Genomic DNA, 26,595 nt, shown 5'->3' on the forward strand with positions numbered 1-26,595 from the left:
TAAGGGAGTTTTGATGTTAATGAAAACAAAAGTATGGACTGTGGATGTAAAACGTGATTTGTCCACAAACTGTCCACAAATTGCACAAGCGGCAAGACTGCTCAAGCAAAATGAAACGGTTGCTTTTCCGACAGAGACTGTTTACGGTCTTGGTGCAAACGCCAAACACAGCGAAGCAGTAGCTAAAATATACGAAGCGAAAGGGCGTCCGAGCGACAATCCGCTCATTGTCCACATCGCTGAAATTGAACAGCTCGGAGAATTTGCAGAGGTTGATTCGCCTCAGGCCGAAATGCTGATGAAGCGTTTTTGGCCCGGACCGCTGACCCTTGTGCTGCCTTGCAGACCCGGGGTGTTATCCACAAAGGTGACGGCGGGGCTCGATACGGTCGCGGTCAGAATGCCTGATCATCCTGTTGCCCTTGAGCTGATTAGACAGGCCGGCGTTCCGGTGGCCGCCCCGAGCGCCAATCTGTCCGGGAAACCGAGTCCGACGAAAGCCGAGCATGTCGTTCACGATTTAAATGGAAGGATTGCAGGTATCGTTGACGGCGGTCCTACAGGAGTAGGGGTTGAATCAACAGTTGTTTCATGCACCGGGGAAATTCCGGTCATTTTGAGGCCGGGCGGCGTCACAAAAGAGCAGCTCGAAGAAGCGGCCGGCTCTGTCTTGATTGACCAGGGCCTCACCGACGAAAAAAAGGCGCCGATGTCTCCCGGGATGAAATATGCGCATTATGCACCGGAAGCCCCGCTTGCCATTGTGAACGGAAGCGTTGAAGATATTCAACGGCTGATCGGCCAATATCAGAAAGACGGCATGAAAGTCGGCGTCCTTACGACAGAGGAACGGGCTGGTGCCTATCAGGCGGATGCCGTCCGCATCTGCGGCAGAAGAGACCGTCTTGAAACGGTTGCCGCCGGTTTGTATGACATTCTCCGCAGCTTTGACGAAGAACAGCTCGATTTTATTTTTGCTGAGTCTTTCCCTGAGGAAGGGGTGGGCCGGGCGATTATGAACCGGCTCTTGAAAGCTGCAGGCCATCGCGTAATCGAAGCGTAGCCTAAGCAGGGTTGTTCTATCCGCCTTTGGACGTGCATAAGCTAGAAAAGCTGGCGTGTCCAAGGGGGAATTGCATGAATGTTGATGTGTTAATAGGCGAAATCCTGACGCTCTCGATCATGGCTTTTGCACTCGGCATGGATGCCTTTTCAGTCGGTCTTGGAATGGGAATGGCCAAGCTGAAAAGGAACCAAATCTTTCAAATCGGCGTCATTATTGGATTGTTCCATGTCATCATGCCGCTTGGCGGTATGATTGCGGGACAGTTTCTTTCGGGCGCGCTTGGTGCGCTTGCGGGGTATCTTGGAGGAGCGCTTTTATTGGTGCTGGGCATTCAGATGATTGCCGCATCTTTTAATAAAAGCGGGGAGCAGATCATCTCTCCGCACGGCTTCGGCTTATTCATTTTTGCCGTCGGCGTCAGCCTCGACAGCTTTTCAGTCGGTCTCAGCCTCGGCCTCTACGGGACGAAACCGCTATTAACGATCTTTTTGTTCGGTTTGTTCAGCATGGTGTTAACTTGGGCGGGTCTGCTGCTTGGAAAAAAGGTTCAAACGTGGCTTGGAGCTTACAGCGAAGCGCTCGGAGGAGCCATCCTACTGAGCTTCGGCCTGAAGCTTTTGCTGCCCATTTAATTGAAAGAGGAGAAAATCTTTTTCCCGCTTTGCATAACATAATGAAACTTAGAAAAAGAGGGGAGAGATCCTCTCTTTTTTGATTTCTGGAGCGGATTTTATTATTTTCCGGCTGAATCCTTTATAATATGAACAAAGGAGTGAACAGGATTGAACATACTATTTGTCTGTACTGGAAATACGTGCCGCAGCCCGATGGCGGAAGCGCTTTTTAAATCTGCGGCTGCCGAAAAAAAACTGGATGTCTCCGTCAAATCTGCCGGGTTGTTTGCTCCTGAAAACGGAAAAGCTTCTTTATATGCAGTCGAAGCGCTTTTTGAAAAAAACATCGCTCTGAATCATACATCTTCACAGCTTTCCGAGGAGAAGGTTGAATGGGCGGATCTCGTGTTGACGATGACGGAGCAGCACAAACAGGTGGCAGTACATGAATTTTCAAAGAGCCGAGATAAAATCTATACGCTGAAAGAGTATGTCAAAGGAGAAAGCGGGGACATCATTGACCCGTTCGGCGGATCTCTCAGCGACTATCAAAAAACGAGAGATGAGCTGGAGCAGCTGCTGAAAAAATTGGCAGAAATGCTGGCGGGAAAATCTCGGGAATAGAAGCTAAGGAGCGTTTGCAAATCGAGCGGCAGCGGGTACAATAGACATGATCAATCAGAAATATATAGCGGCTGTATACTGCTTAACGGTCTGCACGAGACTTTTGGCGGCACATCAAACGAGGAGGAGTCATTCCAATGAAAGTAATCATTGCTTCAGATCACGGCGGAATCAATATCAGAAAAGAAATTATGGCATTGATGGATGAATTGAACATCGAATACGAAGATTACGGCTGCGAATGCGGTTCAGGATCTGTGGACTACCCGGATTATGCGTTTCCGGTCGCGCAAAAAGTGGCGGACGGGGAAGCTGACAGAGGCATTTTAATATGCGGAACAGGAATCGGCATGAGCATTTCCGCCAATAAAGTAAAAGGCATCCGCTGCGCCCTTGTCCACGACGTTTTCAGCGCGAAAATGACAAGAGAGCACAATGACACGAATGTTCTTGCGATGGGTGAACGGGTGATCGGCCCTGGTTTAGCGAGAGAGATTGCAAAGGTTTGGCTTACAACTGAGTTTTCAGCCGGGCGGCACGCTGTCCGCATCGGAAAAATCGCCGATTATGAAGACAAGCATGAATAAAGGGTGTCGTCAATCATGAAGAATCTCGAACAAACATGGCGTTCTATATTAGATGAATTTCATCAGCAGGCAAATTTACGCGACGGCCACATCGTCGTCATCGGATGCAGCACAAGCGAGGTGGCCGGAAGGCGAATCGGCACTTCGGGAAGCGGACAAATCGCTGAAGCGGTCTACAAAGGCTTAGAAGAGCTCAGGGATCAAACAGGAGTCGCCCTTGCTTTTCAATGCTGCGAGCATTTAAACAGGGCGTTGGTTGTCGAGGAAGAAACGGCGAAAGCATACCGTCTTCCCGTTGTTTTTGCTGTTCCTGTTCCGAAAGCGGGGGGTTCCATGGCTTCATATGCCTATCAACATATGAAGGCTCCTGTCCTTGTTGAACAAATAGAGGCCGATGCGGGGATCGACATCGGCGACACGTTTATAGGGATGCATTTAAAGCCTGTGGCCGTTCCTGTCCGCGTCTCTCAAAAACAGCTGGGTGAAGCGCATGTGACGCTTGCGCGGACAAGGCCGAAGCTGATTGGAGGCGTTCGCGCCGTCTATGAAGCGGAGTAGCGGAAGAAGCGGGGGGAAGAGCCGGACAGGCTTTTTTTCTTTATTAAAATAATTTTTTGAACAAATGATATGTCGAACTATATGATTTGTCTATTCGTTTAATATTCGGTTTTTCCAATAATAAAAAACGATTTTTAAAAATAATCTCTTACATTTGCATGAAAAACCGTGTACAATGAGATGGTATAATTAACGAAATGGAAACAGATAGGAGAGGATCTCGCTGATGAAACATTTACCTGCGCAAGATGAACAAGTTTTTAGCGCCATTCAAGATGAGCGGAAACGTCAACAGTCGAAGATTGAGCTGATCGCTTCTGAAAACTTTGTAAGCGAAGCGGTTATGGAAGCTCAAGGCTCGGTTTTAACAAATAAATATGCGGAAGGATATCCTGGTAAACGCTACTACGGCGGATGTGAGCACGTAGATGTCGCAGAGGATATCGCGCGCGACCGCGCCAAGCAGATTTTCGGCGCCGAGCACGTCAACGTTCAGCCGCATTCCGGCGCACAAGCGAACATGGCGGTATACTTCACGATTTTAGAGCACGGTGACACCGTATTGGGAATGAACCTTGCTCACGGCGGACATTTAACGCACGGCAGCCCTGTCAACTTCAGCGGTGTTCAGTACAATTTCGTTGAATACGGTGTTGATAAAGAGACGCAGTATATTGACTACGAAGATGTACGTGAAAAAGCGCTTAAACATAAGCCTAAGCTGATCGTGGCCGGGGCAAGCGCGTATCCGCGCACCATCGATTTTAAAAAGTTCCGCGAAATCGCTGATGAAGTCGGAGCCTATGTGATGGTAGACATGGCGCATATCGCCGGACTTGTAGCAGCAGGTCTTCACCCGAATCCTGTTCCTTACTCTGACTTTGTGACGACGACAACTCATAAAACGCTTCGCGGACCGCGCGGCGGCATGATTCTTTGCCGTGAAGAGTTTGCAAAGCAAATCGACAAGTCGATCTTCCCTGGAATTCAAGGCGGACCGTTAATGCACGTGATCGCTGCAAAGGCTGTTTCCTTTGGCGAAGCTTTAAAAGACGAATTCAAAACATACGCCCAAAATGTCATCAATAATGCGAAGCACTTGGCTGAAACATTGAAAAAAGAGGGCATCGAGCTCGTATCAGGCGGAACGGATAACCATCTTGTGCTGGTCGACCTGCGCTCTCTCGGCATGACCGGAAAAGTGGCTGAAAATGTTCTTGATGAAGTCGGCATCACCGTCAACAAAAACGCGATTCCTTATGATCCTGAAAAACCTTTCGTAACAAGCGGAATCCGCGTAGGTACAGCAGCCGTGACAAGCCGCGGCTTTGATCTGGAAGCGATCGAAGAAGTGGGAGCGATCATCGCGCTTGCCCTTAAAAACCATGAAGAAGAAGCGAAGCTGGAAGAAGCAAAACAGCGCGTAGAAGCGCTGACAAGCAAATACCCGTTATATACCGGGCTTGATTACTAAGATATTTGTGCCGCTCCCAAAAGGGGCGGCTTTTTTCATAAAATTGTCTCCTGATTTTTGTTGAAACAAGCTGTTTTTTTATGTAGAATCAATAGAAGTGTGTGAAAAAAAGGAGCTGAAAACGGATATGGGAAAGGTATATGTGTTTGACCACCCTCTTATACAGCATAAGCTTACATACATCCGGGATGTAGAGACCGGAACAAAAGAATTCAGAGAGCTTGTTGATGAGGTTGCAACGCTGATGGCATTTGAGATTACGCGGGACCTGCCGCTGGAGGAAGTGAATGTAGAAACTCCTGTGCAAATGGCAAAGTCAAACGTCATCGCCGGAAAAAAACTCGGGGTTGTTCCGATTCTAAGAGCGGGACTGGGAATGGTAGACGGAATTTTGAAGCTGATTCCCGCTGCAAAAGTCGGACATGTCGGGCTTTACCGTGATCCTGAAACATTGAAGCCTGTTGAATATTATGTCAAGCTTCCATCCGATGTTGAAGAACGCGAATTCATCGTCGTCGATCCGATGCTGGCTACCGGAGGTTCGGCGGTAGAGGCACTGAACAGCTTGAAGAAACGCGGCGCAAAAAATATCCGTTTTATGTGTCTGATCGCTGCTCCGGAAGGTGTAGACGAAGTTCAGAAGCATCATCCTGATGTTGACATTTACATTGCCGCTTTGGATGAGAAACTAAATGAAAAAGGATATATCGTTCCCGGATTGGGCGACGCCGGAGACCGCATGTTCGGAACGAAATAATGTAAGAAAATCCTGAAAAAGGGTTTTCTTTTTTTGTGTTTTATACCATAATTAAACATGTGTGCGTCTTAAATGGGGCGAATTTGTGAACATTTTGTGAGAGACGCTGTGATTATGAATAGTTTTTTAACTTTAAACAGATTGACACCTCAGGGGGGCTATTGTATGCTAAAATAGGCTATTATGATAAGGTTTTCATAGCGGTTATCATAATGACCAGTCCTCTGTTAAAATCCTTTGAAAACCCCATATTTGCAGGCGACAGACAGATCACCGGCCCGAGAATTTTCGTAGTGTGTGAAGTCTTGAACAGAACACTACGTTCTGTAAAATGGTCAGACCGCCTAGTTTACCGTAATCGTAAGATAGATTTAAAATTTTCACATCAGGAGCGTATTTGATGACCGATGCGAGTCTTTCATTCCGTAGGCAACAAAAATATGTCCTATATATTTTAGCAGTCTGCGTGTTAGGCTATGGATTTCTGCCATTTCAGGCGATTTTTTTAGGCCTGATTACCGGCACTGTTTTCAGCTATTTCAATCTCTGGCTGCTGACCAAAAGGATGCAGGCCTTCGATAAAGCAGTGGCAAAAGGCAAAATGATCCGTTCTCTCGGGACTGCTTCCAGATTGTGCAACGCCATTATCGCGGCGGCCATTGCTTATAAATACCCTGAATATATTCATTTGGCAGGCGTCATTGTGGGGTTGATGACAATTTATCCTGTCATTATGATAGATTCCTTTATCCAGCTAAAACGTTCATCAATGGAAGAGAGGTGAAGACCCTTTGCACGAATCAAGAGTTGTTAACTTTTTAGGCCTTAACTTTGATGTATCAAGTATCTTAATGATTACTGTGACAAGCATCATCGTCTTTCTGATAGCGGTGCTGACCACAAGAACACTTGCGATCCGGCCGACGAAAGCCCAGAACTTTATGGAGTGGATTGTCGACTTTGTTCGCAATATTATCGGCAGCACAATGGATCTTAAAGTCGGCAGAGACTTTCTCGCCCTTGGCATAACCCTGCTGATGTACATATTTGTTGCCAACATGCTCGGCCTTCCGTTTTCCATTACAGTAGGCCATGAATTATGGTGGAAATCCCCGACAGCCGATCCGGCGGTTACTTTAACCCTCGCCGTCATGGTAGTAGGCCTCACTCATTACTACGGAGTGAAAAGAAAAGGGTTGGGGGAGTATACCAAAGATTTCTTCAGACCAATTCCGTATTTAGTGCCGCTCAAAATTATTGAAGAATTTGCGAATACATTAACATTGGGATTGCGTCTTTACGGTAATATTTTCGCCGGCGAAATTCTGCTCGGCCTTCTTGCCGGAATGGCAACCAACTTCTATTCTCAAAGCATTTTCATGGGGCTGGTTGGAACCATTGGAGCGGTTGTGCCGATGATCTTATGGCAGGCGTTCAGCTTGTTCGTAGGTACAATCCAGGCATTCATCTTCACGATGTTAACAATGGTTTACATGTCTCACAAAGTAAGTCATGAACACTAAAAACAAGACATATCCGAAAAGGATAACAATTTAAAGGAGGAACTTTTTCATGAATTTAATAGCAGCTGCAATCGCAATTGGATTAGGTGCACTTGGTGCAGGTATTGGTAACGGACTTATCGTATCACGTACAGTAGAAGGAATCGCACGTCAGCCTGAGGCTGGTAAAGAATTAAGAACGCTTATGTTCATCGGGGTAGCATTGGTTGAGGCCCTTCCGATTATCGCTGTTGTTATCGCGTTCTTAGCATTCTTCGGCTAAAAACTTATATAACTAGTAAAATGGCGAAGATCACTGCAAGAGGCCTTCGCCATTGCTTTATGGTTGCTTGAACTGTCATAACGGCCGGAAGAAACAACCTCTTGAAAAAAGAGGGAGAACATTTTTTCGATGGCCTCGGAGAGATAATCTGCAAGAAGGGAGTTGCCGTATTCGATGTCTTTTTTACCACAGGTTATGGGTGCAGGAGTAGGGTTTAATGCCGGAACAATGCTGTTCCAGCTTGTTGCCATGCTGATTTTGTTAGCGCTCTTGAAGAAATACGCTTTAGGGCCGCTATTAAATATAATGAAAGAGCGTGAAGACTACATTACCGGAGAGATTTCCTCTGCCGAGAAAAAGAATGAAGAAGCGAAGAAGCTCATTGAAGAGCAGCAGGCGCTTTTGAAAGAAGCGCGTGAAGAATCCCATTCTCTGATTGAAAACGCGAAAAAACTGGGAGAACAGCAAAAGGATGAAATCATCAAGGCTGCGCGCCAGGAAGCAGAACGCATGAAAGAATCAGCCAGAAGCGAGATCGTCAAAGAAAGAGACCAGGCTGTCAGCGCGCTGCGCGAGCAGGTTGCATCACTGTCTGTGATGATCGCTTCGAAAGTGATCGAAAAAGAGCTTGACGAACAAGCCCAGGAAAAATTGATCCAAGACTATCTTAAAGAAGTGGGAGAAAGCCGATGAGCCAATCAGCTGTCTCCAAACGCTACGCAGCCGCTTTGTTTGACATTGCCCTTGAATCCAAGAAGGTCAATGAAATAGAAGAAGAGCTGACCGTCGTTAAGAAGATATTTATTGATCATAAAGACCTCAATGCCGTTCTGAGTCATCCTAAAGTGCCCGCTGAAAAGAAAAAGCAGATTTTAAAAGACTCGTTCGGATCTGTTTCGACTGCAGTCTTACATACGCTTTATCTTCTCGTTGACCGCAGCCGCACGTCAATCGTCCCGGATCTCGCGGACGATTATGTTAAAATGGCGAACCGGTTCCGCGGGACGGAAGACGCGATCGTATACTCTGTAAAACCGCTCAGCGAAGAGGAAATTTCCTCTTTTTCTCAAGTGTTTGCAAAAGAAGCAGGCGCCGCTTCACTGCGCGTCAGAAACGAAGTGAATCCGGATCTGATCGGCGGAGTAAAAATCCGCATCGGGAACCGTATTTATGACGGCAGTGTAAGAGGAAAGCTTGACCGGATAGAACGTCAATTAGCAGGCGAAAATCGAAAGAAGGGGTGAAACCTAAGTGAGCATCAAAGCTGAAGAAATTAGCACTCTTATTAAACAGCAAATTGAAAATTATCAGTCTGAAATAGAAGTTCACGACGTAGGTACGGTAATTCAGGTCGGTGACGGTATCGCACGCGTGCACGGCCTTGATAACTGTATGGCAGGTGAGCTTGTCGAATTTTCAAACGGTGTGCTGGGCTTAGCTCAGAACCTTGAAGAATCAAACGTAGGTATCGTTATTTTGGGACCTTACAAAGACATCCGTGAAGGTGACGAAGTCAAAAGAACCGGACGGATCATGGAAGTTCCCGTCGGTGAAGAGCTTCTCGGCCGCGTTGTCAATCCGCTCGGTCAGCCTGTAGACGGAATGGGCCCGGTTCTCACAAGCAAAACCCGTCCGATCGAAAGCCCGGCACCTGGTGTTATGGATCGTAAATCCGTTCATGAACCGCTTCAAACGGGAATTAAACCGATCGATGCGCTGATTCCTATCGGCCGCGGTCAGCGTGAGCTGATCATCGGTGACCGTCAGACGGGTAAAACATCGATTGCGATTGACACGATCTTGAACCAAAGAGATCAGGACATGATTTGTATCTATGTTGCGATCGGTCAGAAAGAATCGACTGTTCGCGGTGTCGTTGAAACGCTGCGCAAAAAAGGCGCTCTTGACTATACCATCGTTGTCACAGCTTCCGCTTCACAGCCTGCACCGCTATTGTATCTAGCGCCGTATGCGGGTGTTACGATGGGTGAAGAATTCATGTACAACGGAAAACACGTGCTGGTTGTGTATGACGACCTTTCAAAACAAGCGACGGCTTATCGTGAACTTTCCTTGCTTCTGCGCCGTCCTCCAGGCCGTGAAGCATTCCCTGGAGATGTATTCTACCTGCACTCCCGCTTGCTTGAGCGCGCTGCGAAACTGAGCGACGCTAAAGGCGGAGGATCTTTAACAGCATTGCCGTTTGTTGAAACGCAGGCTGGCGACATTTCAGCCTATATTCCGACAAACGTCATCTCAATCACAGACGGACAGATCTTCCTGCAGTCTGATTTGTTCTTCTCAGGCGTGCGCCCTGCCGTCAACCCTGGATTATCGGTATCCCGTGTCGGCGGATCTGCGCAAATCAAAGCGATGAAGAAAGTAGCCGGTACGCTTCGTCTTGACTTGGCATCTTATCGCGAGCTTGAGTCATTTGCACAGTTCGGATCTGACCTTGATAAAGCGACGCAGGCCAAGCTGAACCGTGGAGCCCGTACAGTGGAAGTTCTGAAACAGGATCTGAACCAGCCGCTCCGCGTCGAAAAGCAGGTTGCCATTCTTTATGCCCTGACCCGCGGATTCCTTGATGATGTGCCTGTAGAGGACATCAGACGCTTTGAAGAAGAGTTCTTTATGTACCTTGATCAAAACCATAAAGATCTCCTTGATTCAATTGCTCAGACAGGAAACCTTCCGGCCGACGAGGACATGAAGGCTGCGATCGAAGGCTTTAAACGTACGTTTGCACCTAGCAACTAAACATTTGAAGTGAGAAAAAGATCTTCTTTTTCTCTCTTTTTCACGTAAATTCGGAGTGAATTTGAAAACAAAAAGGTGGTGAAACCTTTTGGCCTCATTACGGGATATTAAATCCAGAATTACTTCAAATAAAAAAACGAGTCAAATCACCAAAGCTCAGCAAATGGTTTCTGCCTCAAAGCTGAACCGCGCTGAGAGTAAAGCGAAATCGTTCGTTCCATACATGGAGAAAATGCAGGAAGTCGTTGCTGATATTGCGCTTGGATACACCGGAACGCATCCGATGATGTCGAGCCGTCCCGTGAAGCGGACCGGCTATCTGGTCATCACATCTGACCGCGGACTTGCCGGCGCTTTTAACGCTAACGTTCTCCGCAAAGCGTACCAGAAAATCCAGGAGCGCCATCAGTCAAAAGACGAATATGCGGTCATCGCGATCGGAAAAATGGGACGCGAGTTCTTCAAAAAACGCGGCATCCCGGTTATTTCCGAAATGACCGGCATCAGGGACGAAGTTTCCTTTCCAGAAATTAAGGATTTGGCGAACAGTACGATACAAATGTTTATCGATGAGACATTTGATGAACTTTACTTGTTCTACAACCACTTTGTCAGCGCGATTTCTCAAGAGGTGACGGAGAAAAAGCTGCTGCCATTATCAGATATCGCGCCAAACAAAAAAAGAACTTCCTATGAATTTGAACCGGACGAAGAAGAAATTTTGGAAGTGCTTCTGCCTCAGTACGCTGAGAGCTTGATTTTCGGCGCGATTCTGGACAGTAAAGCGAGTGAACATGCTGCGCGGATGACAGCGATGAAAAACGCAACGGACAATGCGAAAGAGCTTATCGCTGACCTCGAACTGTCTTACAACCGTGCTCGTCAGGCGGCGATTACGCAGGAGATTACGGAAATTGTCGGCGGTGCAGCTGCCTTAGAATAGAAAAAGCTTGTCAGGAGGGATAGAGATGAAAAAAGGACGCGTTAGCCAGGTATTGGGACCGGTCGTAGACGTTCGTTTTGAAGACGGTCACTTGCCTGAAATATATAATGCGATTAAAGTTACACATAAAGCGCAGAACGAGAATGAAGTAGATATCGAACTTACCCTTGAAGTAGCGCTTCACTTGGGTGATGATTCAGTTCGGACGATTGCAATGGCTTCAACTGACGGTGTTACACGCGGAATGGAAGCCATCGACCTGGGAGAGCCGATCTCCGTTCCGGTCGGAAACGTGACACTCGGCCGCGTATTTAATGTACTCGGGGAAAACATCGATTTGGATGAGCCGCTTCCGGCTGATGCTGCCAAAGATCCGATTCACAGAGAAGCTCCAACATTTGATCAGCTATCAACCGAGGTTGAAATCCTAGAGACTGGTATTAAAGTCGTCGACTTGCTCGCTCCATATATTAAAGGCGGAAAAATCGGTCTTTTCGGAGGAGCGGGAGTTGGAAAAACCGTCTTGATTCAGGAGCTAATCAACAACATCGCTCAAGAGCACGGCGGTATCTCTGTATTCGCGGGTGTCGGCGAGCGTACGCGTGAAGGAAACGACCTTTACTATGAAATGAAAGATTCCGGCGTTATCGGCAAAACGGCAATGGTCTTCGGTCAGATGAACGAGCCGCCTGGTGCGCGGATGCGCGTTGCCTTGACAGGACTTACAATGGCAGAGCATTTCCGTGATAAAGAAGGCCAGGACGTATTGTTCTTTATCGATAACATCTTCCGATTCACTCAAGCCGGATCTGAAGTATCTGCACTTCTTGGACGCATGCCGTCTGCGGTTGGTTATCAGCCGACGCTTGCAACTGAAATGGGTCAGCTTCAGGAACGGATCACTTCTACAAATGTCGGTTCCGTTACATCGATTCAGGCGATCTACGTTCCTGCCGATGACTATACTGACCCGGCACCGGCAACAACGTTCGCTCACTTGGATGCGACAACAAACCTTGAGCGTAAGCTGTCTGAAATGGGTATTTACCCTGCGGTTGACCCTCTGGCTTCAACTTCTCGTGCACTTGCGCCAGAAATCGTCGGAGAAGAGCACTATCAAGTGGCCCGCCAAGTACAGCAAATCCTGCAGCGCTATAAAGAGCTTCAGGATATCATTGCGATTCTCGGTATGGATGAGCTTTCTGACGATGATAAGCTTGTCGTCAGCCGTGCGCGCCGCGTACAGTTCTTCCTATCGCAAAACTTCCACGTAGCTGAACAGTTTACAGGACAAAAAGGTTCTTACGTTCCTGTCAAAGAAACGGTAAAAGGCTTTAAAGAAATCCTTGAAGGTAAGTATGATCACCTTCCAGAGGACGCTTTCCGTCTTGTCGGCCGAATCGAAGAAGTTGTCGAAAAAGCGAAAGAAATGGGTGTAGAAGTATAATCTGGTCCTAGGAGGGTAAAAGCATGAAGACCTTAAAAGTCAATATCGTTACTCCCGACGGCCCAGTATACGATGCGGATATAGAAATGGTAAGCGTTCGAGCAGAGAGCGGTGAGCTTGGTATTTTACCCGGCCATATTCCGACGGTTGCTCCGCTAAAAATTGCTGCAGTCCGTCTGAAAAAAGACGGTCAAACTGAGCTGGTTGCCGTCAGCGGGGGCATAGTTGAAGTCCGCCCTGACCATGTCACCATTCTGGCCCAGACGGCGGAAACATCTGAACAAATTGACAAAGAACGCGCCTTGGCCGCAAAACGGCGTGCCGAGGAACGTTTGCAAAAGCATACGCCAGATGTTGACATTATTCGGGCAGAGCTTGCTTTAAAACGCGCGATTAACCGGTTGGATGTTGCGAGATAAAGATGAGGATCCTTCCCATATTAAGGATGGGAAGGGTTCTTTTATATTCATGATTAAACAGAATTGAAAATGTTGAAAAAAGTTCACAAATTGTTCGCCTTTTTAGTTTGAATCTATCTATAATACAAAATAGTAAGCTATGTTCTCTTCCGCCAGAAAGAGGATGTAAGACATTCAAGCAAACTCCTCAACATTGGCCTCAGGCAACAGAGGATCACTCCATCTATGGGAAAAAGTTCTATCCATGAACGTCTTAACATGAAACATCAAAACTGTTAAAATGACTTGAAATGACCGGCATTATTCCTTTATCCCACAGCAGAAGAGACTAGGCAGGCCGGAGCCACCAAACCGGCTGGAACGTAAGGAGGCGTCATCAATAATGGAAGAGATCGGACAACAGGCTGCTGTCAGTATCATCGTTCATCTTTTTTTTATTGCATTGACTTGGTGGGCTCTTCTGGCGGTCAATATTGATCCGCTTATCAGGAAAGGAAAAGTCATTCAGGCGAGGGTGTTAATGATCATCATTACAATCGCCGTCGGCTCCACCGTCAGCAATTTTTTCCTGGACTATCTTTATTATTCCAGACAGCTTCAAAATTTATTTTCATGATTGAGTAAAAGAATTTTTGGGAATGGACAAATGTGGGTAACGCCGCATTCCGCAAAATCACCGGGGGACCTTGTTTTTCCACGTATGCTTTTCCTACGATCCGTCAACAATGGAGAATAGGAGAGGATGATGCGGAATGAAGACAAAACAAACGGTTAATGCCCTCATTTTTATTGTGGTTTTATTTTTAATTGTTCATGTCTTTCAATCGCTTGAAGCAGCGGGCAATACGCCGCTGGAACAGCTGGCGGAAGGTTTGAGCCGCCATGATGTCGAGCTTGAAGAATGGACCCTGCACACAAAAAAGCAGCTTACCCTAAGTGAAAAAGATTTTTTTGCAAAACTGAAACATTTCAAGAAACAGCATCGACAATATCAATGGACTATAACGCGGGAAGACGATGATACAGTTAAAGCAACAGGTGTTTTTCAGGACAAAAAAAATCACATCAATTCCAAAATACATTTGGTATCCACCCACAAAAACCAGAGACTTGTTTCGTATTTATTGTATGAGCAAAAAGGCGCGGGACCACGGGAAAACTGGAATACTACATATAAGCAGTTTGAACGGGATGCATTCGACATAATGCGAGAAAAGACCGCAATTTTTACTTGTCTAAAGGGCCATTTAAATGGTATGATGAATGTTGTTTTGCAAAAAAAAGCAAATGAACTAGTACATGAATTTGATGCAAAGTCAGTTGAAGATTTAATCGAACCAAATTTCGTTTCTATTTCTGCTTACACTAACGAGTGGAAAGAATCCATCAAGACAGAAAAACACCGTATGAATCTGCAAGTCTCGCTTAGAAATGCGGGAATGGGCGAAAAACTTACCGTCACGGTTGGCACACCAATCGTCACGACTGAATATTAATATAGAGAAATTGGGACGCGGAGGGGAATACCTTGGAAAAAATCATCGTCCGCGGCGGTCGAAAGTTAAACGGCACAGTCAAAGTTGAAGGAGCAAAAAATGCCGTTTTACCAGTTATCGCTGCATCTTTATTAGCCAGTGAAGAAAAAAGCGTAATATGTGATGTGCCTACGCTCTCCGATGTATATACGATTAACGAAGTGTTACGTCATTTAGGCGCAAGTGTACATTTTGAAAATAATACAGTAACGGTTGATGCATCTCGCACTTTGTCTACGGAAGCTCCGTTTGAATATGTTCGTAAAATGCGCGCATCTGTATTGGTGATGGGTCCGCTTCTTGCTCGCACAGGTCACTCGAGAGTGGCTTTGCCTGGAGGATGTGCAATCGGTTCAAGACCGATCGATCAGCATCTGAAAGGCTTTGAAGCAATGGGCGCAAAAATTAAAGTCGGAAACGGCTTTATTGAAGCGACTGTAGAAGGCCGCCTTCAAGGCGCAAAAATTTATCTTGATTTTCCTAGTGTCGGAGCAACTGAAAACCTGATTATGGCTGCAGCTTTGGCTGAGGGCACGACAACGCTCGAAAATGCTGCTAAAGAGCCTGAAATCGTTGATCTGGCTAACTATATCAATGCAATGGGCGGTAAAATTCGGGGTGCCGGTACAGGCACCATTAAAATTGAAGGCGTTAAGGCGCTTCATGGTGCAAAACATACCATTATTCCTGACCGGATCGAGGCGGGTACGTTCATGGTTGCCGCTGCGATTACCGAAGGGAACGTACTGGTAAAGGGAGCGGTTCCTGAGCACTTAACATCTTTAATTGCGAAAATGGAAGAAATGGGCGTTCAAATCATGGAAGAAGGAGACGGTCTTCGGATCATCGGTCCTTCTGAATTGAAGCCTATTGATTTAAAAACAATGCCACATCCAGGTTTCCCGACTGATATGCAGTCTCAGATGATGGCTCTTTTGATGCGCGCAAATGGAACCAGCATGATCACAGAAACCGTCTTTGAGAACCGCTTCATGCATGCGGAAGAATTCCGCCGTATGAACGGAGATATTAAAATCGAAGGCCGTTCTGTCATTATTAATGGTCCTGTGCAGCTTCAAGGTGCTGAGGTGGCCGCAACGGATCTTCGCGCCGGCGCAGCTCTTATCCTTGCTGGCCTTGTCGCTGACGGTCATACGCGCGTAACCGAATTAAAACATTTAGACCGGGGATATGTCAACTTCCACCAAAAACTTGCCGGTATCGGTGCTGATATTGAGCGCGTTAACGATGAAGAAGCGGTTCATATTGAAAATAAAGAAGTTGTATCCGATTTAAACGCATAAATCAACGTGAAATCAGTATGTCATCCGGCATACTGATTTTTATGTTTCAAGTATTCTATATCAGTATGCCTCCCATATCTATCATTATGCACAAGAATGGCTTTTAAAATACGCAGCCGCAGTTGAAAAGTACAGTCATATTAGCTTGTCCCCGCCCATAAAATGAAAGAGACAAAACAGAAATGGGGGCACTGATTTGAAACAGCTATTTATTGTACTAGCAGGAATCTGCATGCTGATTTTACTCATACCAACACTGCTTGTCCTCCCTTTTCACGGGGGACCGGGGGCAATCAAAACAGAAAAGCACGCTCAGCAACACGAGGAAAAAAAGAAAGTCACCTTAAAAGAGTCTCCCGTTTCAATTCCGGTCTACAGAACGGCTGACCGGAAAGTTGAAGACATTCCGCTTGAAGAGTATGTCATTGGTGTCGTTGCTTCGGAAATGCCGGCTGATTTCGATATCGAAGCTTTGAAAGCACAAGCGCTCGCGGCCCGCACATATATTGTGAGGCAAATGGTATCAGAGCAGGCTGTCCGATCGCCGAAGGGCTCGCTCGTCGATGATACGCAGATGTTCCAGGTGTATAAAAACAAAGAAGAGCTCCGCAGGCTGTGGAAGAAAGATTACGATTGGAAAATCAAAAAAGTGACCGAAGCTGTCGCCAGTACGCAAGGCAAAATTTTAACCTATGATCATAAGCCAATTGACGCTTCGTTTTTCTCGACGAGCAACGGGTACACCGAGAATGCGGGGGCTTATTGGACAAGTGATATTCCGTACCTGCAAAGCGTGAAAAGCTCCTGGGATACAAAGTCGCCGAAATTCCTGAACCACAAAACGTTTACTGTCGCTGAATTTGAACAAAAGCTCGGCGTGAAGCTGCCCAGCTCAAACAGCATTGGGAAGATCACTGAAAGAACGCCGGGAAAACGCGTTGCGACTGCCGTCATCAATGGAAAGAAGCTTGAGGGAAGAGATATTCGGGAAAAGCTCGGCCTCAAATCGGCAGACTTTGATTGGAAACGCGACGGCAATCAGATTACCGTCACGACAAGGGGTTATGGACATGGAGTAGGTATGAGCCAATACGGCGCGCATTATATGGCGAAAGACGGCAAGAAAGCTGAAGCCATCGTCAAGTATTATTACAAAGGAACAGCTGTAGCCAATGCTGATGAATTTTTAAATAAATACATGGCGAAAAAATAAAAAAGAGACGTCTGCCTTATTGGCGGCGTCTTTTTAAATGTCATCAAAATTTGGCATTCTCATGAAGTTGATGCACGCCAAAATATTATACAAATATTTCAAGAATCTGTGCCGGAGGGCTTGCTGAACAGCGCCAAAAGGCCGTAAATGTCTTGTCAATATAAGGGTTCACAGGATATAAAGTCTATTTTATCCGCTTGTTGTATGCTGAAATGAATAACGAGGAAAAGGAGACATGCCCTATTTATTTCTCCCTGGTGTTCTTCTACGATATTAATGTGTTAACGACTTTATTTCAGAAAGGGGAAAGGGAGAAATGAAGAAGAAGCTGACATTGGGTATTTTGACCGCTATGGTTCTTAGCCTTGGTTCGCCTGCATTCGCAGCTGAGAAAAAACAGGAGGTAACAGTTGCCGAAGATTCGCCTAACGTTGCGATTATGCTTGATGCAAGCGGCAGCATGGCTAAAAAGATCGGCGGTGTCTCAAAATACGAGCTTGCCAAAAATGAGGCGTTCAGCTTTGGTTCTAAGCTTGAAAATGCAAACGTGCTCATGAGAGTTTTCGGTTCAGAGGGAAACAATAAAAATTCCGGAAAGGTACAATCCTGCAATGCAATCAGAGGAGTGTACGGGTTCCAAACGTATGACGAGCAAAGCTTCCGCAACTCATTAAACGGCATCGGACCGACTGGATGGACACCGATCGCCAACGCGCTGCAAGATGCCAAAAACGCGCTTGACCAGCTGAACAACAACGGGAAAAACGTCGTTTACCTGCTGACAGACGGTGAGGAAACATGCGGAGGCAATCCGGTAAAAGTTGCAACAGAACTGCGCAAAGCTAATGCGGTTGTCAACGTGATCGGCTTTGATTATGAAGGAGATTTTCACGGACAATTGACAAGCATCGCAGCAGCCGGCGGCGGTGAATATTTCCAAGCAAAAACCAAAAATGACATCAAAAGAATTTTCACTCAGGAAGCAATCGAGCTTTCTAAATAAACTGGAAAAAAGCTGTGGACATGTTTCCGCAGCTTTCCTTTTTTGATGAAAAGATTGTCAAAAAGTCAAGCAAAACACTTTACAAATATTAAGTTATTGTTTCAGAACGTTGAACCCTGCTGAATCCTTTGGAGGGGTAATTTGTCGTAACTGTGGTGTTATTGGGACGAAAACAGTCTTTTAGCGGACTTTTTTGATAGGACTTAAGTGAAAGTGTCGATCGATTATCGTAAGGATTATGAAGAATTTGTGAATTTGAAAAGGAGATCCGGCCTATTTATTTCTATCAAGCCTTCTTTTACGATGTTGGTGGACTAGATCTCATGCGGAAGATCGGTCCGAAAAACAAATGCGGAAAGGAAAGTGAGAAAGGTGAAAAAAAGGTTTACTCTGTTAACAACGTTCACCATGCTTTTGTCATTGGCTCCGGCTGCTGCTTTCGCGGCTGAAAACGGAAATGCGGACAACAGCAAAAAAGATGTCAATGTTGCAGTTGTGCTTGATGCAAGCGGCAGCATGGCACAAAAGGTTGAAGGAGAAAGAAAATTTGATATTGCCAAAGAATCCGTAACCGACTTTGCTGACCTGCTTTCAAGCGATGCGAATGTCATGCTGAATGTGTTCGGACATAAAGGCAACAATAAAAACTCCGGAAAAGAACTATCTTGCGGTACGACGGAAACCGTCTATGATCTGCAGCCGTTTTCTTCCAACTCGTTCGAAAACGCTTTAAGCGGAATCAAGCCTACAGGCTGGTCTCCGATTGCAAAATCTCTTTATGATGTAAAAGAAGATCTTGCCGATAAAGATGGTAAGAATTATGTTTACATCGTGACAGACGGTGAAGAAACATGCGGAGGAGACCCTGTTCAGGCAGCGAAAGATCTGCGCAAATCCAACATTAAAACAATCGTCAACATCGTTGGGCTTGACGTGAAAACCGTGAAAGAAAAAGCAAAGCTTAAAAAAGTAGCTGCTGCTGGCGGCGGAAAATTGATTGAAGCCGACTCAGCTTCTGATTTTAAAAAGGTATGGAAAGAAGAAGGCGTAAAACTGTCTCAGTAACTCCATACGAGAGCGGGACGGCAGCAGTGCCGTCCCGACCTTCTGTTAAGCTAATCTGTCGACATTTCGAGTTCTTCGATTCGTTTTTCTGCATAGTGCGGATCTTTTCTTGAATGGAAAATCTCCGCCTTTTCAATCATGACCGCCGTGTTGTATTCCGGAATACGGGCATAGTTTTCGTATACGCCTTTAGGGATCAGGACATTTCCTTCCGGCCAGTAGACAGCCGTGTTTCCGCGTTGTACGCCGGCATATTTTGCCCGGCCTTGGAAAGTTCCGTAGCGGTTGAATAGAACGATCGCTTCTCCGTCTTGAATATAAAGCTCCTCGGCATCTTTTGGATGGATCATGACATCCCGGCGATCTGCCGCGTTGAAAGGATCTTTTTCACTATAAATCATCGAATTGAACTGTTTTCCCCGCCTTGTCGTCACGAGAAAGCGTCCTTCAGTTTGTCTGTTTTCAGGAAGATCGACGGGGATCAGGTTACCCCTGCCGTCTGCCGTCGGACACATTCCGCCTTCACAAAGCCAGGCGCCGCCCCATTGAAAGACATCTCCGCGTTTTTTCAAATGCTGAATCCCTTCATAATTCCGGTTGGCAGCAGCGATTTCTTCACGGATTTCCGCAGCGCTGTCAAAATGGATCAGTTCTTTGTCTTCGGGCCGAACCCGTTTGGCAAGATCCATATAAATTTCCCATTCAGAACGGGCTTCTCCGATGCGCGGTCCTTTAATTTCGGGGCTGAAATAGACCATCCGTTCCGTACTGGTTGAGGTTCCTCCGCCAGGCTGTTCATATCTTGTCATTGCGGGGAGAATGATAACTTCTTCTTTGGCATCGACAAGGGTGGAAGTATTGAAGATGATGTCCTGATGGACTCTCATCTCAACTTCCTGTAATGCTTTTTTAATAAAATCGGGGTTCGGCATCGTTTCCAAAAAGTTGCCTCCGCTCGTATAAAACACTTTTACTTTTCTTTCGCTTTCGTTCGGCAGCAGCATGTTTTCGATTGTCTGGCCGATCGTATCGCCTTGCCAAGTCGGTATTCGAAAGCCCCAAATCTTCTCGATCCGTGCGGTAGTTTCTTCGTCAAAATCACCGCCTGGCAGGACGAAAGGATCGGCACCCATTTCTCCAGAGCCCTGCACACCGCTGTGCCCTCTGATCGGCATGACGCCGCAATGCTTTCTGCCGATGAATCCTTGTAACAGGGCGAGATTTGCCACCTGTGAAATGTTGTCGGTCGCAAAACGGTGCTGTGTGAGTCCCATGCTCCAAATGAAAACGCCGGTTTTCGCCCGGGCCAGCAAGACGGCGAATTCTTTCATTCGATCTTTCGATATGCCGGATGACTCTTCAAGCGTCTTCCAATTTTGCTTTTCGATATGCTGTTTAAGCTCAGTGAACCCGTTTGTGTGTGCTTCGATAAAGGCGCGGTCAATGCTTGAACCGGGGGCCTCCCGTTCCATTTCAAACCAGTGCTTCATTACCCCGTTCATAAAGGCAATGTCGCCGCCGATATTGACTTGGTATACGTCATCAGTGATTTTGGTGCCGAAAAGGGCGCTCTCAGCTATCGATGGAATCCAGTATTTTTCCATCGAAGGTTCCAGGTACGGGTTGATCATAATGATTTTTGTTCCCGCTTTTTTGGCGGCATACATGTATTTTGTTGACACCGGCTGGTTATTGGCGGCGACAGATCCCCAGAAGACGAGGACATCCGTCCCGATCCAGTCTCGGTAGCTGCAGCTTGAGGCGCCGATGCCAAGGGACCTTTTTAAAGCCGTTTTGCTTGGCGAGTGGCAGATCCGCGAGGCGTTGTCAATGTTGTTTGTGCCGATAAACCGAGCCGCTTTTGCGGCCGTATAGTATACCTCATTCGTAATCCCCCTGGCCGTTAAATAAAAGGCGAGCTGTCGTTTATCAATCGATTTGATTTTGTCCGCGATTCGGCTGAGCGCTTCATCCCATGAAATTCTCGAGAACGATCGTTCTCCTTTTTTTCTCGACAGCGGATAAGGGATGCGTCCGAGCTTTCTCAGTTCGGTGCTGTCCAGCTTTCTCAGCTGTTCGATGTCGGCGGACAGCCATTTGTCCTCGATCGCAGGCATCGTATTTAAGCGGAGGACGTTCAGCCGCGTCGTGCAGAGATGAGGCCCTGTGAGCGTCTGATCACGGAGTCCGGATACACCGAGCGCACAGCCGTCGCACACGCCTTGCGTCAAAATTCTGTAGGCGTACGAAAGGTTGTCTTTATTGTCCCACGCTGTTTTCATCGTATCTCTGATATGCTTTGGCTTTACCTTTCCGAGTCCCATCGGCGCCCAAGAAGCCCACAGTTTTGGCGCGGGCTTTTTATTCAGCTTCATCGGACCTTGATGCTTTGTTTTTCCCATTCCATTCTCTCCTTTCCAGCGGATACTGCCGGATCATCCTTTTATCGAGTTTGAGACATGAACCGCCGCTTTTTTCCGCAACTGTTTAATGTCGGTTCTAATGAAGATCGAAATGAACAGGCCGATGGCGAACAGTGCTGCGAAAACCGTCAGGCTCTGGCTGTAGCTTCCTGTTGCATCACGCACCCAAGAAGAGAACATCGGGCCCGCAAGTCCTGCCGCCGCCCATGCCGTTAAAATGTATCCGTGGATTGCACCGAGCTGCTTTGTTCCGAACAAATCCCCGATATAAGCCGGAATTGCGGCAAACCCCCCTCCATAGCACGTATAGATCAATGCCATCAAAACAGAGAAGACGGCCTTGTCGGAAATAAACGGCAAAAGCGGAAAGGCGATCAGCTGTACAGCGAAAAAGACGGTATACGTATTCGGCCGGCCGATGTAATCAGATGCAGAGGCCCAGCCGATCCGCCCTAAACCGTTAAATGCGCCCAAAACGCCGACGAGAGCGGCAGCAGCGGCGGCGGACATGCCCGCACTTTCCTGCGCCAGCGGTGAAGCGATGGATATGATGGCGATTCCGCACGTAACATTAATAAAAAGCATCAGCCATAAATAATAAAAGCGTTTCGTTTTAATGGCTTCATTTGCCGTCAGCTGGGAAATATCGGCGCTTTGCGCCTTTCCGTTTTTTCCGGTTGAAAATCCTTCAGGCTTCCAGCCGTCTTCCGGCGGAGCGAGGTAAAGCGAAGACAGCATCATCACAAGAAAGTAGCAGATGCCGAGAATAAAAAAGGTATTGGCTATACCGACCGCTGAGATCAGCTTCTGCATGATCGGGCTGCTGATCAAGGCCGCAAATCCGAATCCCATAATGGCAAGCCCTGTAGCCAAGCCGCGGCGGTCAGGAAACCATTTAACAAGCGAAGATACGGGCGTAATATAGCCGACGCCAAGTCCGATTCCTCCGAAGACGCCGTAAAACAAATAAAGCAGGGGAAGGGAGCCGATCTGAACGGCGAAGCCGGAAAACGTCACGCCAGCTCCGAAGAAAAGAGCGGCGAGCATGCCTGCTTTTTTGGGTCCGTGCTTTTCGACGAAGTGTCCCAAAAATGCAGCTGAAAGACCGAGAAATAAAATAGCGATGCTGAACGTCAGGCTGATCTGGCTGAGGCTCCAGCCGAAGGTTTCAGCGAGCGGGTTTGTAAAGACGCTCCATGCGTATACAGACCCGATAGACAAATGAATGCCTACAGCACATAAAGCGATGAGCCACCTGTTTTTCACTTTTTTCATGTGAGAACCTCCTGTGGAAAAGAAAGGCTTGTCATAAAGACAGAAGGCTGCCGGGGAGCGATTATTTGAAAGCGATTTCCGGGGTTGCTGCGAAGAAAGGCAGTCTGTTTGAAAAGTGTATATTTTTTGAACTTTTAAAAAATAATATCATGTTTTCAAGCTATCAACAAGATGAAGCTTCCAAATTTGACCTGACGGTTGTGAAACGGCATGATAGACGAGTATAGTAATAGATATGATAAGAAACAAAGGGGCGGGGTTTATTCATGGGGAAAAACATCACAACAAGCCGAAACATTTTCCGTTATGATAATGGAGAGATGACACAGCAAGAAGATCAGATGGCAACGGAATTCCCCCTGACTGTCATGGTGAACGGTGAGGAATTTGTCACGCTTGTTTGTTCGCCGGACAGCCTGGAAGAACTGGTGATCGGATTTCTCGCATCTGAAGGTGTGATCCGATTTAAAAATGAGATTAAAAGGTTTACAATAGATGAAAGTCTCGGATTCGCATATGTCGATCTTGTCAGCTCAAAAAAGCTGGTGCTGAAGGATTACACGAAGCGGGTGATCGGCTCCTGCTGCGGAAAAGGGCGGCATTTTTATTTCCAGCAGGACGTCAAAACCGCAAAAACGGCGATTGACGGCGTGACCATTACGCCTGAGAATTGTTTGGCGCTGATGCGCGACATGCAGAAAAGCAGCAAGCTTTTTCGCCATACGGGGGGCGTTCATAATGCCGCTTTGTGCAGCACTGACAAGCTGATTGCAGTCAGATCTGATATCGGAAGACATAATGCGCTTGATAAATTGTACGGATATTGTCTGCTTCACCAGATTCCTGTGCGCGACAAGCTGATCGTGTTCAGCGGCAGAATTTCTTCGGAAGTGCTGCTCAAAGCCGCAAAAATCGGGGTTTCCGCGGTCATTTCCAAGTCGGCGCCGACCGAGCTGGCCATTCAAATGGCGGAGGAGCTGAATATCATGACGATTGGTTTTGCGAGAAACCGGTCATTCAATGTATATACGCATCACGAGCGAATTCAGTTAACATAAAGGAGGCAACAGGCGTGAACACCAACAGTGAACAAGTTTTGGATCAGAAAAGCCGGCCGCTTCGGGATTTAAGAATTTCTGTCACCGACCGCTGCAACTTAAGATGTACGTATTGCATGCCTGCCGAAATCTTTGGACAGGACTATCCGTTTTTGCCAAAAGGCGAACTGTTGTCCTTTGAAGAGCTTGAACGATTGGCCAAGCTGTTTGTTCATCAGTTCGGGGTGGAAAAAATCCGCCTCACCGGCGGCGAGCCGCTGATGAGAAAAGATATGCCGGAATTAGTCGGGAAGCTTGCGGAGATCAAAGGGATTCGCGATATTGCGATGACGACGAACGGCGTTCTGCTGCCGGTTTACGCTGACAAGCTGAAAAAAGCGGGGCTGAAACGGGTCACGGTCAGCCTGGATTCCCTGGATGACGAGCGTTTCAAAGCGATCAACGGCAGAGGCGTCTCCGTCAGCAAGGTGCTGGCCGGAATTGAAGCGGCGAAAGAGGCCGGACTCGGCGTCAAGATCAACATGGTCGTCCAAAAAGGGGTCAATGAAAAGGATATTTTGCCGATGGCCCGCTATTTTAAAGAAAAAGGCCATATTTTGCGGTTTATTGAGTTTATGGATGTCGGGAACACAAATGAATGGAACCGTCAGTCAGTGGTGACAAAAGCGGATATCATCCGGATCATCAATGAAGACATGCCGATTGAACCGATCGACCCGAACTACAAAGGAGAAGTCGCCAAACGGTACCGATACCTGGACGGTTCAGGAGAAATCGGTTTTATCTCTTCTGTATCCGATGCTTTTTGCAGCACATGCAACAGAGCAAGATTATCGGCGAAAGGCGAGCTTTTTACATGTCTTTTCGCATCAAGCGGGTTTGATTTAAGAACCTTGATCAGAAGCGGGCAAACCGATCAGGAGCTGGCTGAGGCGATCGGCACGGTCTGGCGGAATCGCGATGACCAATATTCGCTCGACCGCGCTCTTGCAAAAGCTGCTCCGCGGAAAAAAGTTGAAATGTCCTATATAGGAGGATAATTGATTGCTCCTGTAAACGCCGTCCATTGAAAAGATGGGCGGATTTTTCATGCTCCGGAGGCTGGTTTGACTTGCATATTGACAGGTTTGATACGGGGGAAAAGCGGAAATTTTTTAAAAAACATGGCCTGAAACAGAAAGGATGATTGAATGTTCGGACTGCAGGATATTGTAAAATTCTTCTGGTCGTTCATGATCGTTTTTCCCGCCGTGTCGGTGCTTCATGTCTTGGGCCACAGCGTGATGGCGGTGTTGTTCGGCGGGAAATCTTCGCTTGAAATCGGGATGGGCAAAAAATTGCTGAAATTCGGCCCCGTGCAAATCAGAAGTGTTTACTTTATGGATTCCTTTTGCAAATACGGGGATCTGAAATACGATAACCGTTTTACGAATGCGATGATTTATGCCGGCGGATCGCTGTTTAATTTAGCGTCTATTTTTATTGTCAATCTGCTGATTATCAAAGACATCATACCCGAAAATATTTTTTTCTACCAGTTTGTTTATTTTTCAACCTATTATGTATTTTTTGCTTTGATTCCCGTGAGATATTCCGAAAATCATCTTTCTGATGGAATGGCAATTTATAAAGTGCTGAGATATGGGGAGAAGTACGAGATTAATAACTGAGTATGCCGGCTGCGGGCACATCCAGGAGCCGGCGTTTTCAGACATGCATCATATCTTCAGGCAGCTTCTTCAGCTTGCGAACGGTTTCGATGAATGATTCCAAAGGATCACAGCCGCTAAAATAGTGAAATGCTTCCCGATCCCCGTTGTTCATCACGACAAGATGATCGCCTCTTGTTACCAGCCCTTTTTCGCGGCGAAACGAAGAGATGGTATCATAGCGGATATCAAAGTAAAAAGGGGCGCCAAACAGAGAAGAATAAAACATGAGCCGCCTGTCAGTGGCCGCAAGCACGCCTCTGTATGGGGTGTATTGTGCATACATCCTCGCGTTATAAGCGCAAAGAATAATCGATCTGATCTCTTCATTCGGCTCAAGCCGGGTATTCAAAGCTGCTTTTCCTTCTGCTATCTCTTTCATTGAAAAAACACTCCTTTCATCAATGAATCCGAAAGAGTCTGTGAAAAAGTTCCAAAGTGAGACGTGAGGGTGATTGAAAAATTTCATTTATTCTTCCGATCATTAAGGATAAGATAAGAGTTGACAAAAACCCCCCCTGTAACTATAATAATTACATCGGTGGTGAAAACTTATGGTGAACACCCGTCTTTCAGTGGCCATTCATATTTTATCTTTAATCGCCGCAAACCCGCGGGAATCTTCGGAAATGATCGCCGGGAGCGTCAATACGAACCCTGTTGTGATCAGGCGCATGATCAGCCAGCTCAAAAAAGGCGGTATTTTGACGTCGCGGCCGGGAGTGGCCGGGGCAACCCTGAAAAGAGATCCTGAAGATATATCTCTGCTGGATATTTACCGCGCGGTTCAGCCGCAAGAGGAATTGTTTGCGATTCATGACAAGCCGAATCCAAACTGTCCGGTTGGAAGACAAATTCAAACAACGCTTGACCAAACGTTTCACAGCGTACAGCAGGCGATGGAGAACGAATTGGCCAGCAAGTCTCTTAAAGACGTCTTAACTCATCTCTTTTAAATAAGAGATGATGTTTCATC

The 26,595-nt window shown here is 46.8% G+C and carries 29 protein-coding genes; 26 read left to right on the forward strand and 3 right to left on the reverse strand.

Going from position 1 to position 26,595, the window contains the following annotated elements; genetic code table 11:
* Positions 1-19 precede the first annotated feature (19 nt).
* From KI350_RS08285 to KI350_RS08390, 22 genes are all read left to right on the forward strand, one after another.
* Positions 20-1,063 carry an L-threonylcarbamoyladenylate synthase gene (locus KI350_RS08285; protein ID WP_025810646.1) on the forward strand — a complete coding sequence of 348 codons (1,044 nt, stop codon included), beginning with the start codon at positions 20-22 and terminating at the stop codon, positions 1,061-1,063.
* 74 nt (positions 1,064-1,137) lie between these two features.
* Complete coding sequence (locus tag KI350_RS08290) at positions 1,138-1,698, forward strand: manganese efflux pump MntP (protein ID WP_023857078.1); 561 nt, start codon at positions 1,138-1,140, stop codon at positions 1,696-1,698.
* 150 nt (positions 1,699-1,848) lie between these two features.
* Positions 1,849-2,304: a low molecular weight protein arginine phosphatase gene (locus tag KI350_RS08295; protein ID WP_023857079.1), complete on the forward strand. Its 456-nt coding sequence runs from the start codon at positions 1,849-1,851 to the stop codon at positions 2,302-2,304.
* Positions 2,305-2,441: 137 nt separating this feature from the next.
* Complete coding sequence (gene rpiB / locus KI350_RS08300; protein WP_020453266.1) at positions 2,442-2,891, forward strand: ribose 5-phosphate isomerase B; 450 nt, start codon at positions 2,442-2,444, stop codon at positions 2,889-2,891.
* Positions 2,892-2,906: 15 nt separating this feature from the next.
* A complete protein-coding gene (locus tag KI350_RS08305) occupies positions 2,907-3,449 on the forward strand; it encodes a TIGR01440 family protein (protein WP_020453265.1) in 543 nt (180 codons plus the stop codon).
* 226 nt (positions 3,450-3,675) lie between these two features.
* A complete protein-coding gene (gene glyA / locus KI350_RS08310; protein WP_020453264.1) occupies positions 3,676-4,923 on the forward strand; it encodes a serine hydroxymethyltransferase in 1,248 nt (415 codons plus the stop codon).
* Between the two features lie 127 nt (positions 4,924-5,050).
* Entirely contained in the window at positions 5,051-5,680 is a 630-nt protein-coding gene (upp, locus tag KI350_RS08315; protein WP_020453263.1) for a uracil phosphoribosyltransferase, read from the forward strand.
* A 400-nt stretch (positions 5,681-6,080) separates the two neighbouring features.
* A complete protein-coding gene (locus KI350_RS08320) occupies positions 6,081-6,464 on the forward strand; it encodes an ATP synthase subunit I (protein WP_020453262.1) in 384 nt (127 codons plus the stop codon).
* 7 nt (positions 6,465-6,471) lie between these two features.
* Positions 6,472-7,203, forward strand: a complete 732-nt coding sequence (atpB, locus tag KI350_RS08325; RefSeq protein ID WP_023857083.1) for a F0F1 ATP synthase subunit A — start codon at positions 6,472-6,474, stop codon at positions 7,201-7,203.
* Between the two features lie 49 nt (positions 7,204-7,252).
* A complete protein-coding gene (gene atpE, locus KI350_RS08330) occupies positions 7,253-7,465 on the forward strand; it encodes a F0F1 ATP synthase subunit C (RefSeq protein ID WP_020453260.1) in 213 nt (70 codons plus the stop codon).
* Between the two features lie 174 nt (positions 7,466-7,639).
* Positions 7,640-8,158: a F0F1 ATP synthase subunit B gene (gene atpF / locus KI350_RS08335; protein WP_020453259.1), complete on the forward strand. Its 519-nt coding sequence runs from the start codon at positions 7,640-7,642 to the stop codon at positions 8,156-8,158.
* Complete coding sequence (locus KI350_RS08340; protein ID WP_020453258.1) at positions 8,155-8,709, forward strand: F0F1 ATP synthase subunit delta; 555 nt, start codon at positions 8,155-8,157, stop codon at positions 8,707-8,709. Before atpF ends, KI350_RS08340 begins: the two co-directional genes overlap by 4 nt.
* A gap of 7 nt (positions 8,710-8,716) precedes the next feature.
* A complete protein-coding gene (atpA, locus tag KI350_RS08345; RefSeq protein WP_020453257.1) occupies positions 8,717-10,225 on the forward strand; it encodes a F0F1 ATP synthase subunit alpha in 1,509 nt (502 codons plus the stop codon).
* 88 nt (positions 10,226-10,313) lie between these two features.
* Complete coding sequence (gene atpG, locus KI350_RS08350; protein WP_020453256.1) at positions 10,314-11,168, forward strand: ATP synthase F1 subunit gamma; 855 nt, start codon at positions 10,314-10,316, stop codon at positions 11,166-11,168.
* A 25-nt stretch (positions 11,169-11,193) separates the two neighbouring features.
* Entirely contained in the window at positions 11,194-12,615 is a 1,422-nt protein-coding gene (gene atpD, locus KI350_RS08355) for a F0F1 ATP synthase subunit beta (RefSeq protein WP_020453255.1), read from the forward strand.
* Between the two features lie 23 nt (positions 12,616-12,638).
* Positions 12,639-13,034 carry a F0F1 ATP synthase subunit epsilon gene (locus KI350_RS08360; RefSeq protein ID WP_020453254.1) on the forward strand — a complete coding sequence of 132 codons (396 nt, stop codon included), beginning with the start codon at positions 12,639-12,641 and terminating at the stop codon, positions 13,032-13,034.
* A 382-nt stretch (positions 13,035-13,416) separates the two neighbouring features.
* Complete coding sequence (locus KI350_RS08365; RefSeq protein ID WP_003186001.1) at positions 13,417-13,650, forward strand: DUF1146 family protein; 234 nt, start codon at positions 13,417-13,419, stop codon at positions 13,648-13,650.
* Between the two features lie 136 nt (positions 13,651-13,786).
* Positions 13,787-14,530 carry a YwmB family TATA-box binding protein gene (locus tag KI350_RS08370; RefSeq protein ID WP_020453253.1) on the forward strand — a complete coding sequence of 248 codons (744 nt, stop codon included), beginning with the start codon at positions 13,787-13,789 and terminating at the stop codon, positions 14,528-14,530.
* A 32-nt stretch (positions 14,531-14,562) separates the two neighbouring features.
* Entirely contained in the window at positions 14,563-15,873 is a 1,311-nt protein-coding gene (murA, locus tag KI350_RS08375) for a UDP-N-acetylglucosamine 1-carboxyvinyltransferase (RefSeq protein ID WP_020453252.1), read from the forward strand.
* 196 nt (positions 15,874-16,069) lie between these two features.
* Entirely contained in the window at positions 16,070-17,086 is a 1,017-nt protein-coding gene (gene spoIID, locus KI350_RS08380; RefSeq protein WP_212930466.1) for a stage II sporulation protein D, read from the forward strand.
* Between the two features lie 316 nt (positions 17,087-17,402).
* Positions 17,403-18,089 carry a VWA domain-containing protein gene (locus tag KI350_RS08385; RefSeq protein WP_043925142.1) on the forward strand — a complete coding sequence of 229 codons (687 nt, stop codon included), beginning with the start codon at positions 17,403-17,405 and terminating at the stop codon, positions 18,087-18,089.
* 372 nt (positions 18,090-18,461) lie between these two features.
* Positions 18,462-19,154 (forward strand): VWA domain-containing protein, encoded by a 693-nt coding sequence (locus KI350_RS08390; protein WP_165428300.1) that lies wholly within the window; start codon positions 18,462-18,464, stop codon positions 19,152-19,154.
* 50 nt (positions 19,155-19,204) lie between these two features.
* Here the strand turns inward: KI350_RS08390 and KI350_RS08395 are convergent, their stop codons facing one another.
* Both KI350_RS08395 and KI350_RS08400 read right to left on the reverse strand, forming a co-directional pair.
* Positions 19,205-21,556 carry an FdhF/YdeP family oxidoreductase gene (locus KI350_RS08395; RefSeq protein WP_065644476.1) on the reverse strand — a complete coding sequence of 784 codons (2,352 nt, stop codon included), beginning with the start codon at positions 21,554-21,556 and terminating at the stop codon, positions 19,205-19,207.
* Between the two features lie 33 nt (positions 21,557-21,589).
* A complete protein-coding gene (locus KI350_RS08400; RefSeq protein WP_065644477.1) occupies positions 21,590-22,852 on the reverse strand; it encodes an L-lactate MFS transporter in 1,263 nt (420 codons plus the stop codon).
* Between the two features lie 266 nt (positions 22,853-23,118).
* On the opposite strand from KI350_RS08400, the gene fdhD reads away from it, so the two are divergent.
* The 3 genes from fdhD to KI350_RS08415 all read left to right on the forward strand — a co-directional run bounded on the left by fdhD (position 23,119) and on the right by KI350_RS08415 (position 25,580).
* Positions 23,119-23,910 (forward strand): formate dehydrogenase accessory sulfurtransferase FdhD, encoded by a 792-nt coding sequence (fdhD, locus tag KI350_RS08405; RefSeq protein ID WP_065644478.1) that lies wholly within the window; start codon positions 23,119-23,121, stop codon positions 23,908-23,910.
* A 14-nt stretch (positions 23,911-23,924) separates the two neighbouring features.
* Entirely contained in the window at positions 23,925-24,950 is a 1,026-nt protein-coding gene (gene moaA, locus KI350_RS08410; RefSeq protein WP_065644479.1) for a GTP 3',8-cyclase MoaA, read from the forward strand.
* Between the two features lie 150 nt (positions 24,951-25,100).
* On the forward strand, positions 25,101-25,580 hold the full coding sequence (locus tag KI350_RS08415) for a hypothetical protein (RefSeq protein ID WP_065644480.1): 480 nt from the start codon (positions 25,101-25,103) through the stop codon (positions 25,578-25,580).
* A gap of 37 nt (positions 25,581-25,617) precedes the next feature.
* Here the strand turns inward: KI350_RS08415 and KI350_RS08420 are convergent, their stop codons facing one another.
* Entirely contained in the window at positions 25,618-26,001 is a 384-nt protein-coding gene (locus KI350_RS08420; RefSeq protein WP_065644481.1) for a GRAM domain-containing protein, read from the reverse strand.
* A gap of 172 nt (positions 26,002-26,173) precedes the next feature.
* On the opposite strand from KI350_RS08420, the gene KI350_RS08425 reads away from it, so the two are divergent.
* Positions 26,174-26,575 (forward strand): Rrf2 family transcriptional regulator, encoded by a 402-nt coding sequence (locus KI350_RS08425; protein ID WP_020453242.1) that lies wholly within the window; start codon positions 26,174-26,176, stop codon positions 26,573-26,575.
* The last annotated feature ends 20 nt before the right edge of the window (positions 26,576-26,595 follow it).

It is taken from the genome of Bacillus sp. J41TS8, from assembly GCF_018333035.1.
Lineage (GTDB): Bacteria > Bacillota > Bacilli > Bacillales > Bacillaceae > Bacillus > Bacillus paralicheniformis.

Excerpts from the sequence above, each read along its gene's own strand:
- KI350_RS08415 (WP_065644480.1), top strand. The coding sequence starts at position 25,101 with ATGTTCGGACTGCAGGATATTGTAAAATTCTTCTGGTCGTTCATGATC.
- KI350_RS08360 (WP_020453254.1), top strand. The coding sequence starts at position 12,639 with ATGAAGACCTTAAAAGTCAATATCGTTACTCCCGACGGCCCAGTATAC.
- atpF (WP_020453259.1), top strand. The coding sequence starts at position 7,640 with ATGTCTTTTTTACCACAGGTTATGGGTGCAGGAGTAGGGTTTAATGCC.
- KI350_RS08340 (WP_020453258.1), top strand. The coding sequence starts at position 8,155 with ATGAGCCAATCAGCTGTCTCCAAACGCTACGCAGCCGCTTTGTTTGAC.
- atpE (WP_020453260.1), top strand. The coding sequence starts at position 7,253 with ATGAATTTAATAGCAGCTGCAATCGCAATTGGATTAGGTGCACTTGGT.
- KI350_RS08365 (WP_003186001.1), top strand. The coding sequence starts at position 13,417 with ATGGAAGAGATCGGACAACAGGCTGCTGTCAGTATCATCGTTCATCTT.
- KI350_RS08420 (WP_065644481.1), bottom strand. The coding sequence starts at position 26,001 with ATGAAAGAGATAGCAGAAGGAAAAGCAGCTTTGAATACCCGGCTTGAG.
- KI350_RS08320 (WP_020453262.1), top strand. The coding sequence starts at position 6,081 with ATGACCGATGCGAGTCTTTCATTCCGTAGGCAACAAAAATATGTCCTA.
- KI350_RS08425 (WP_020453242.1), top strand. The coding sequence starts at position 26,174 with ATGGTGAACACCCGTCTTTCAGTGGCCATTCATATTTTATCTTTAATC.
- KI350_RS08305 (WP_020453265.1), top strand. The coding sequence starts at position 2,907 with ATGAAGAATCTCGAACAAACATGGCGTTCTATATTAGATGAATTTCAT.
- KI350_RS08400 (WP_065644477.1), bottom strand. The coding sequence starts at position 22,852 with ATGAAAAAAGTGAAAAACAGGTGGCTCATCGCTTTATGTGCTGTAGGC.
- KI350_RS08370 (WP_020453253.1), top strand. The coding sequence starts at position 13,787 with ATGAAGACAAAACAAACGGTTAATGCCCTCATTTTTATTGTGGTTTTA.
- KI350_RS08285 (WP_025810646.1), top strand. The coding sequence starts at position 20 with ATGAAAACAAAAGTATGGACTGTGGATGTAAAACGTGATTTGTCCACA.
- rpiB (WP_020453266.1), top strand. The coding sequence starts at position 2,442 with ATGAAAGTAATCATTGCTTCAGATCACGGCGGAATCAATATCAGAAAA.
- KI350_RS08290 (WP_023857078.1), top strand. The coding sequence starts at position 1,138 with ATGAATGTTGATGTGTTAATAGGCGAAATCCTGACGCTCTCGATCATG.
- fdhD (WP_065644478.1), top strand. The coding sequence starts at position 23,119 with ATGGGGAAAAACATCACAACAAGCCGAAACATTTTCCGTTATGATAAT.
- atpD (WP_020453255.1), top strand. The coding sequence starts at position 11,194 with ATGAAAAAAGGACGCGTTAGCCAGGTATTGGGACCGGTCGTAGACGTT.
- glyA (WP_020453264.1), top strand. The coding sequence starts at position 3,676 with ATGAAACATTTACCTGCGCAAGATGAACAAGTTTTTAGCGCCATTCAA.
- KI350_RS08395 (WP_065644476.1), bottom strand. The coding sequence starts at position 21,556 with ATGGGAAAAACAAAGCATCAAGGTCCGATGAAGCTGAATAAAAAGCCC.
- KI350_RS08385 (WP_043925142.1), top strand. The coding sequence starts at position 17,403 with ATGAAGAAGAAGCTGACATTGGGTATTTTGACCGCTATGGTTCTTAGC.
- upp (WP_020453263.1), top strand. The coding sequence starts at position 5,051 with ATGGGAAAGGTATATGTGTTTGACCACCCTCTTATACAGCATAAGCTT.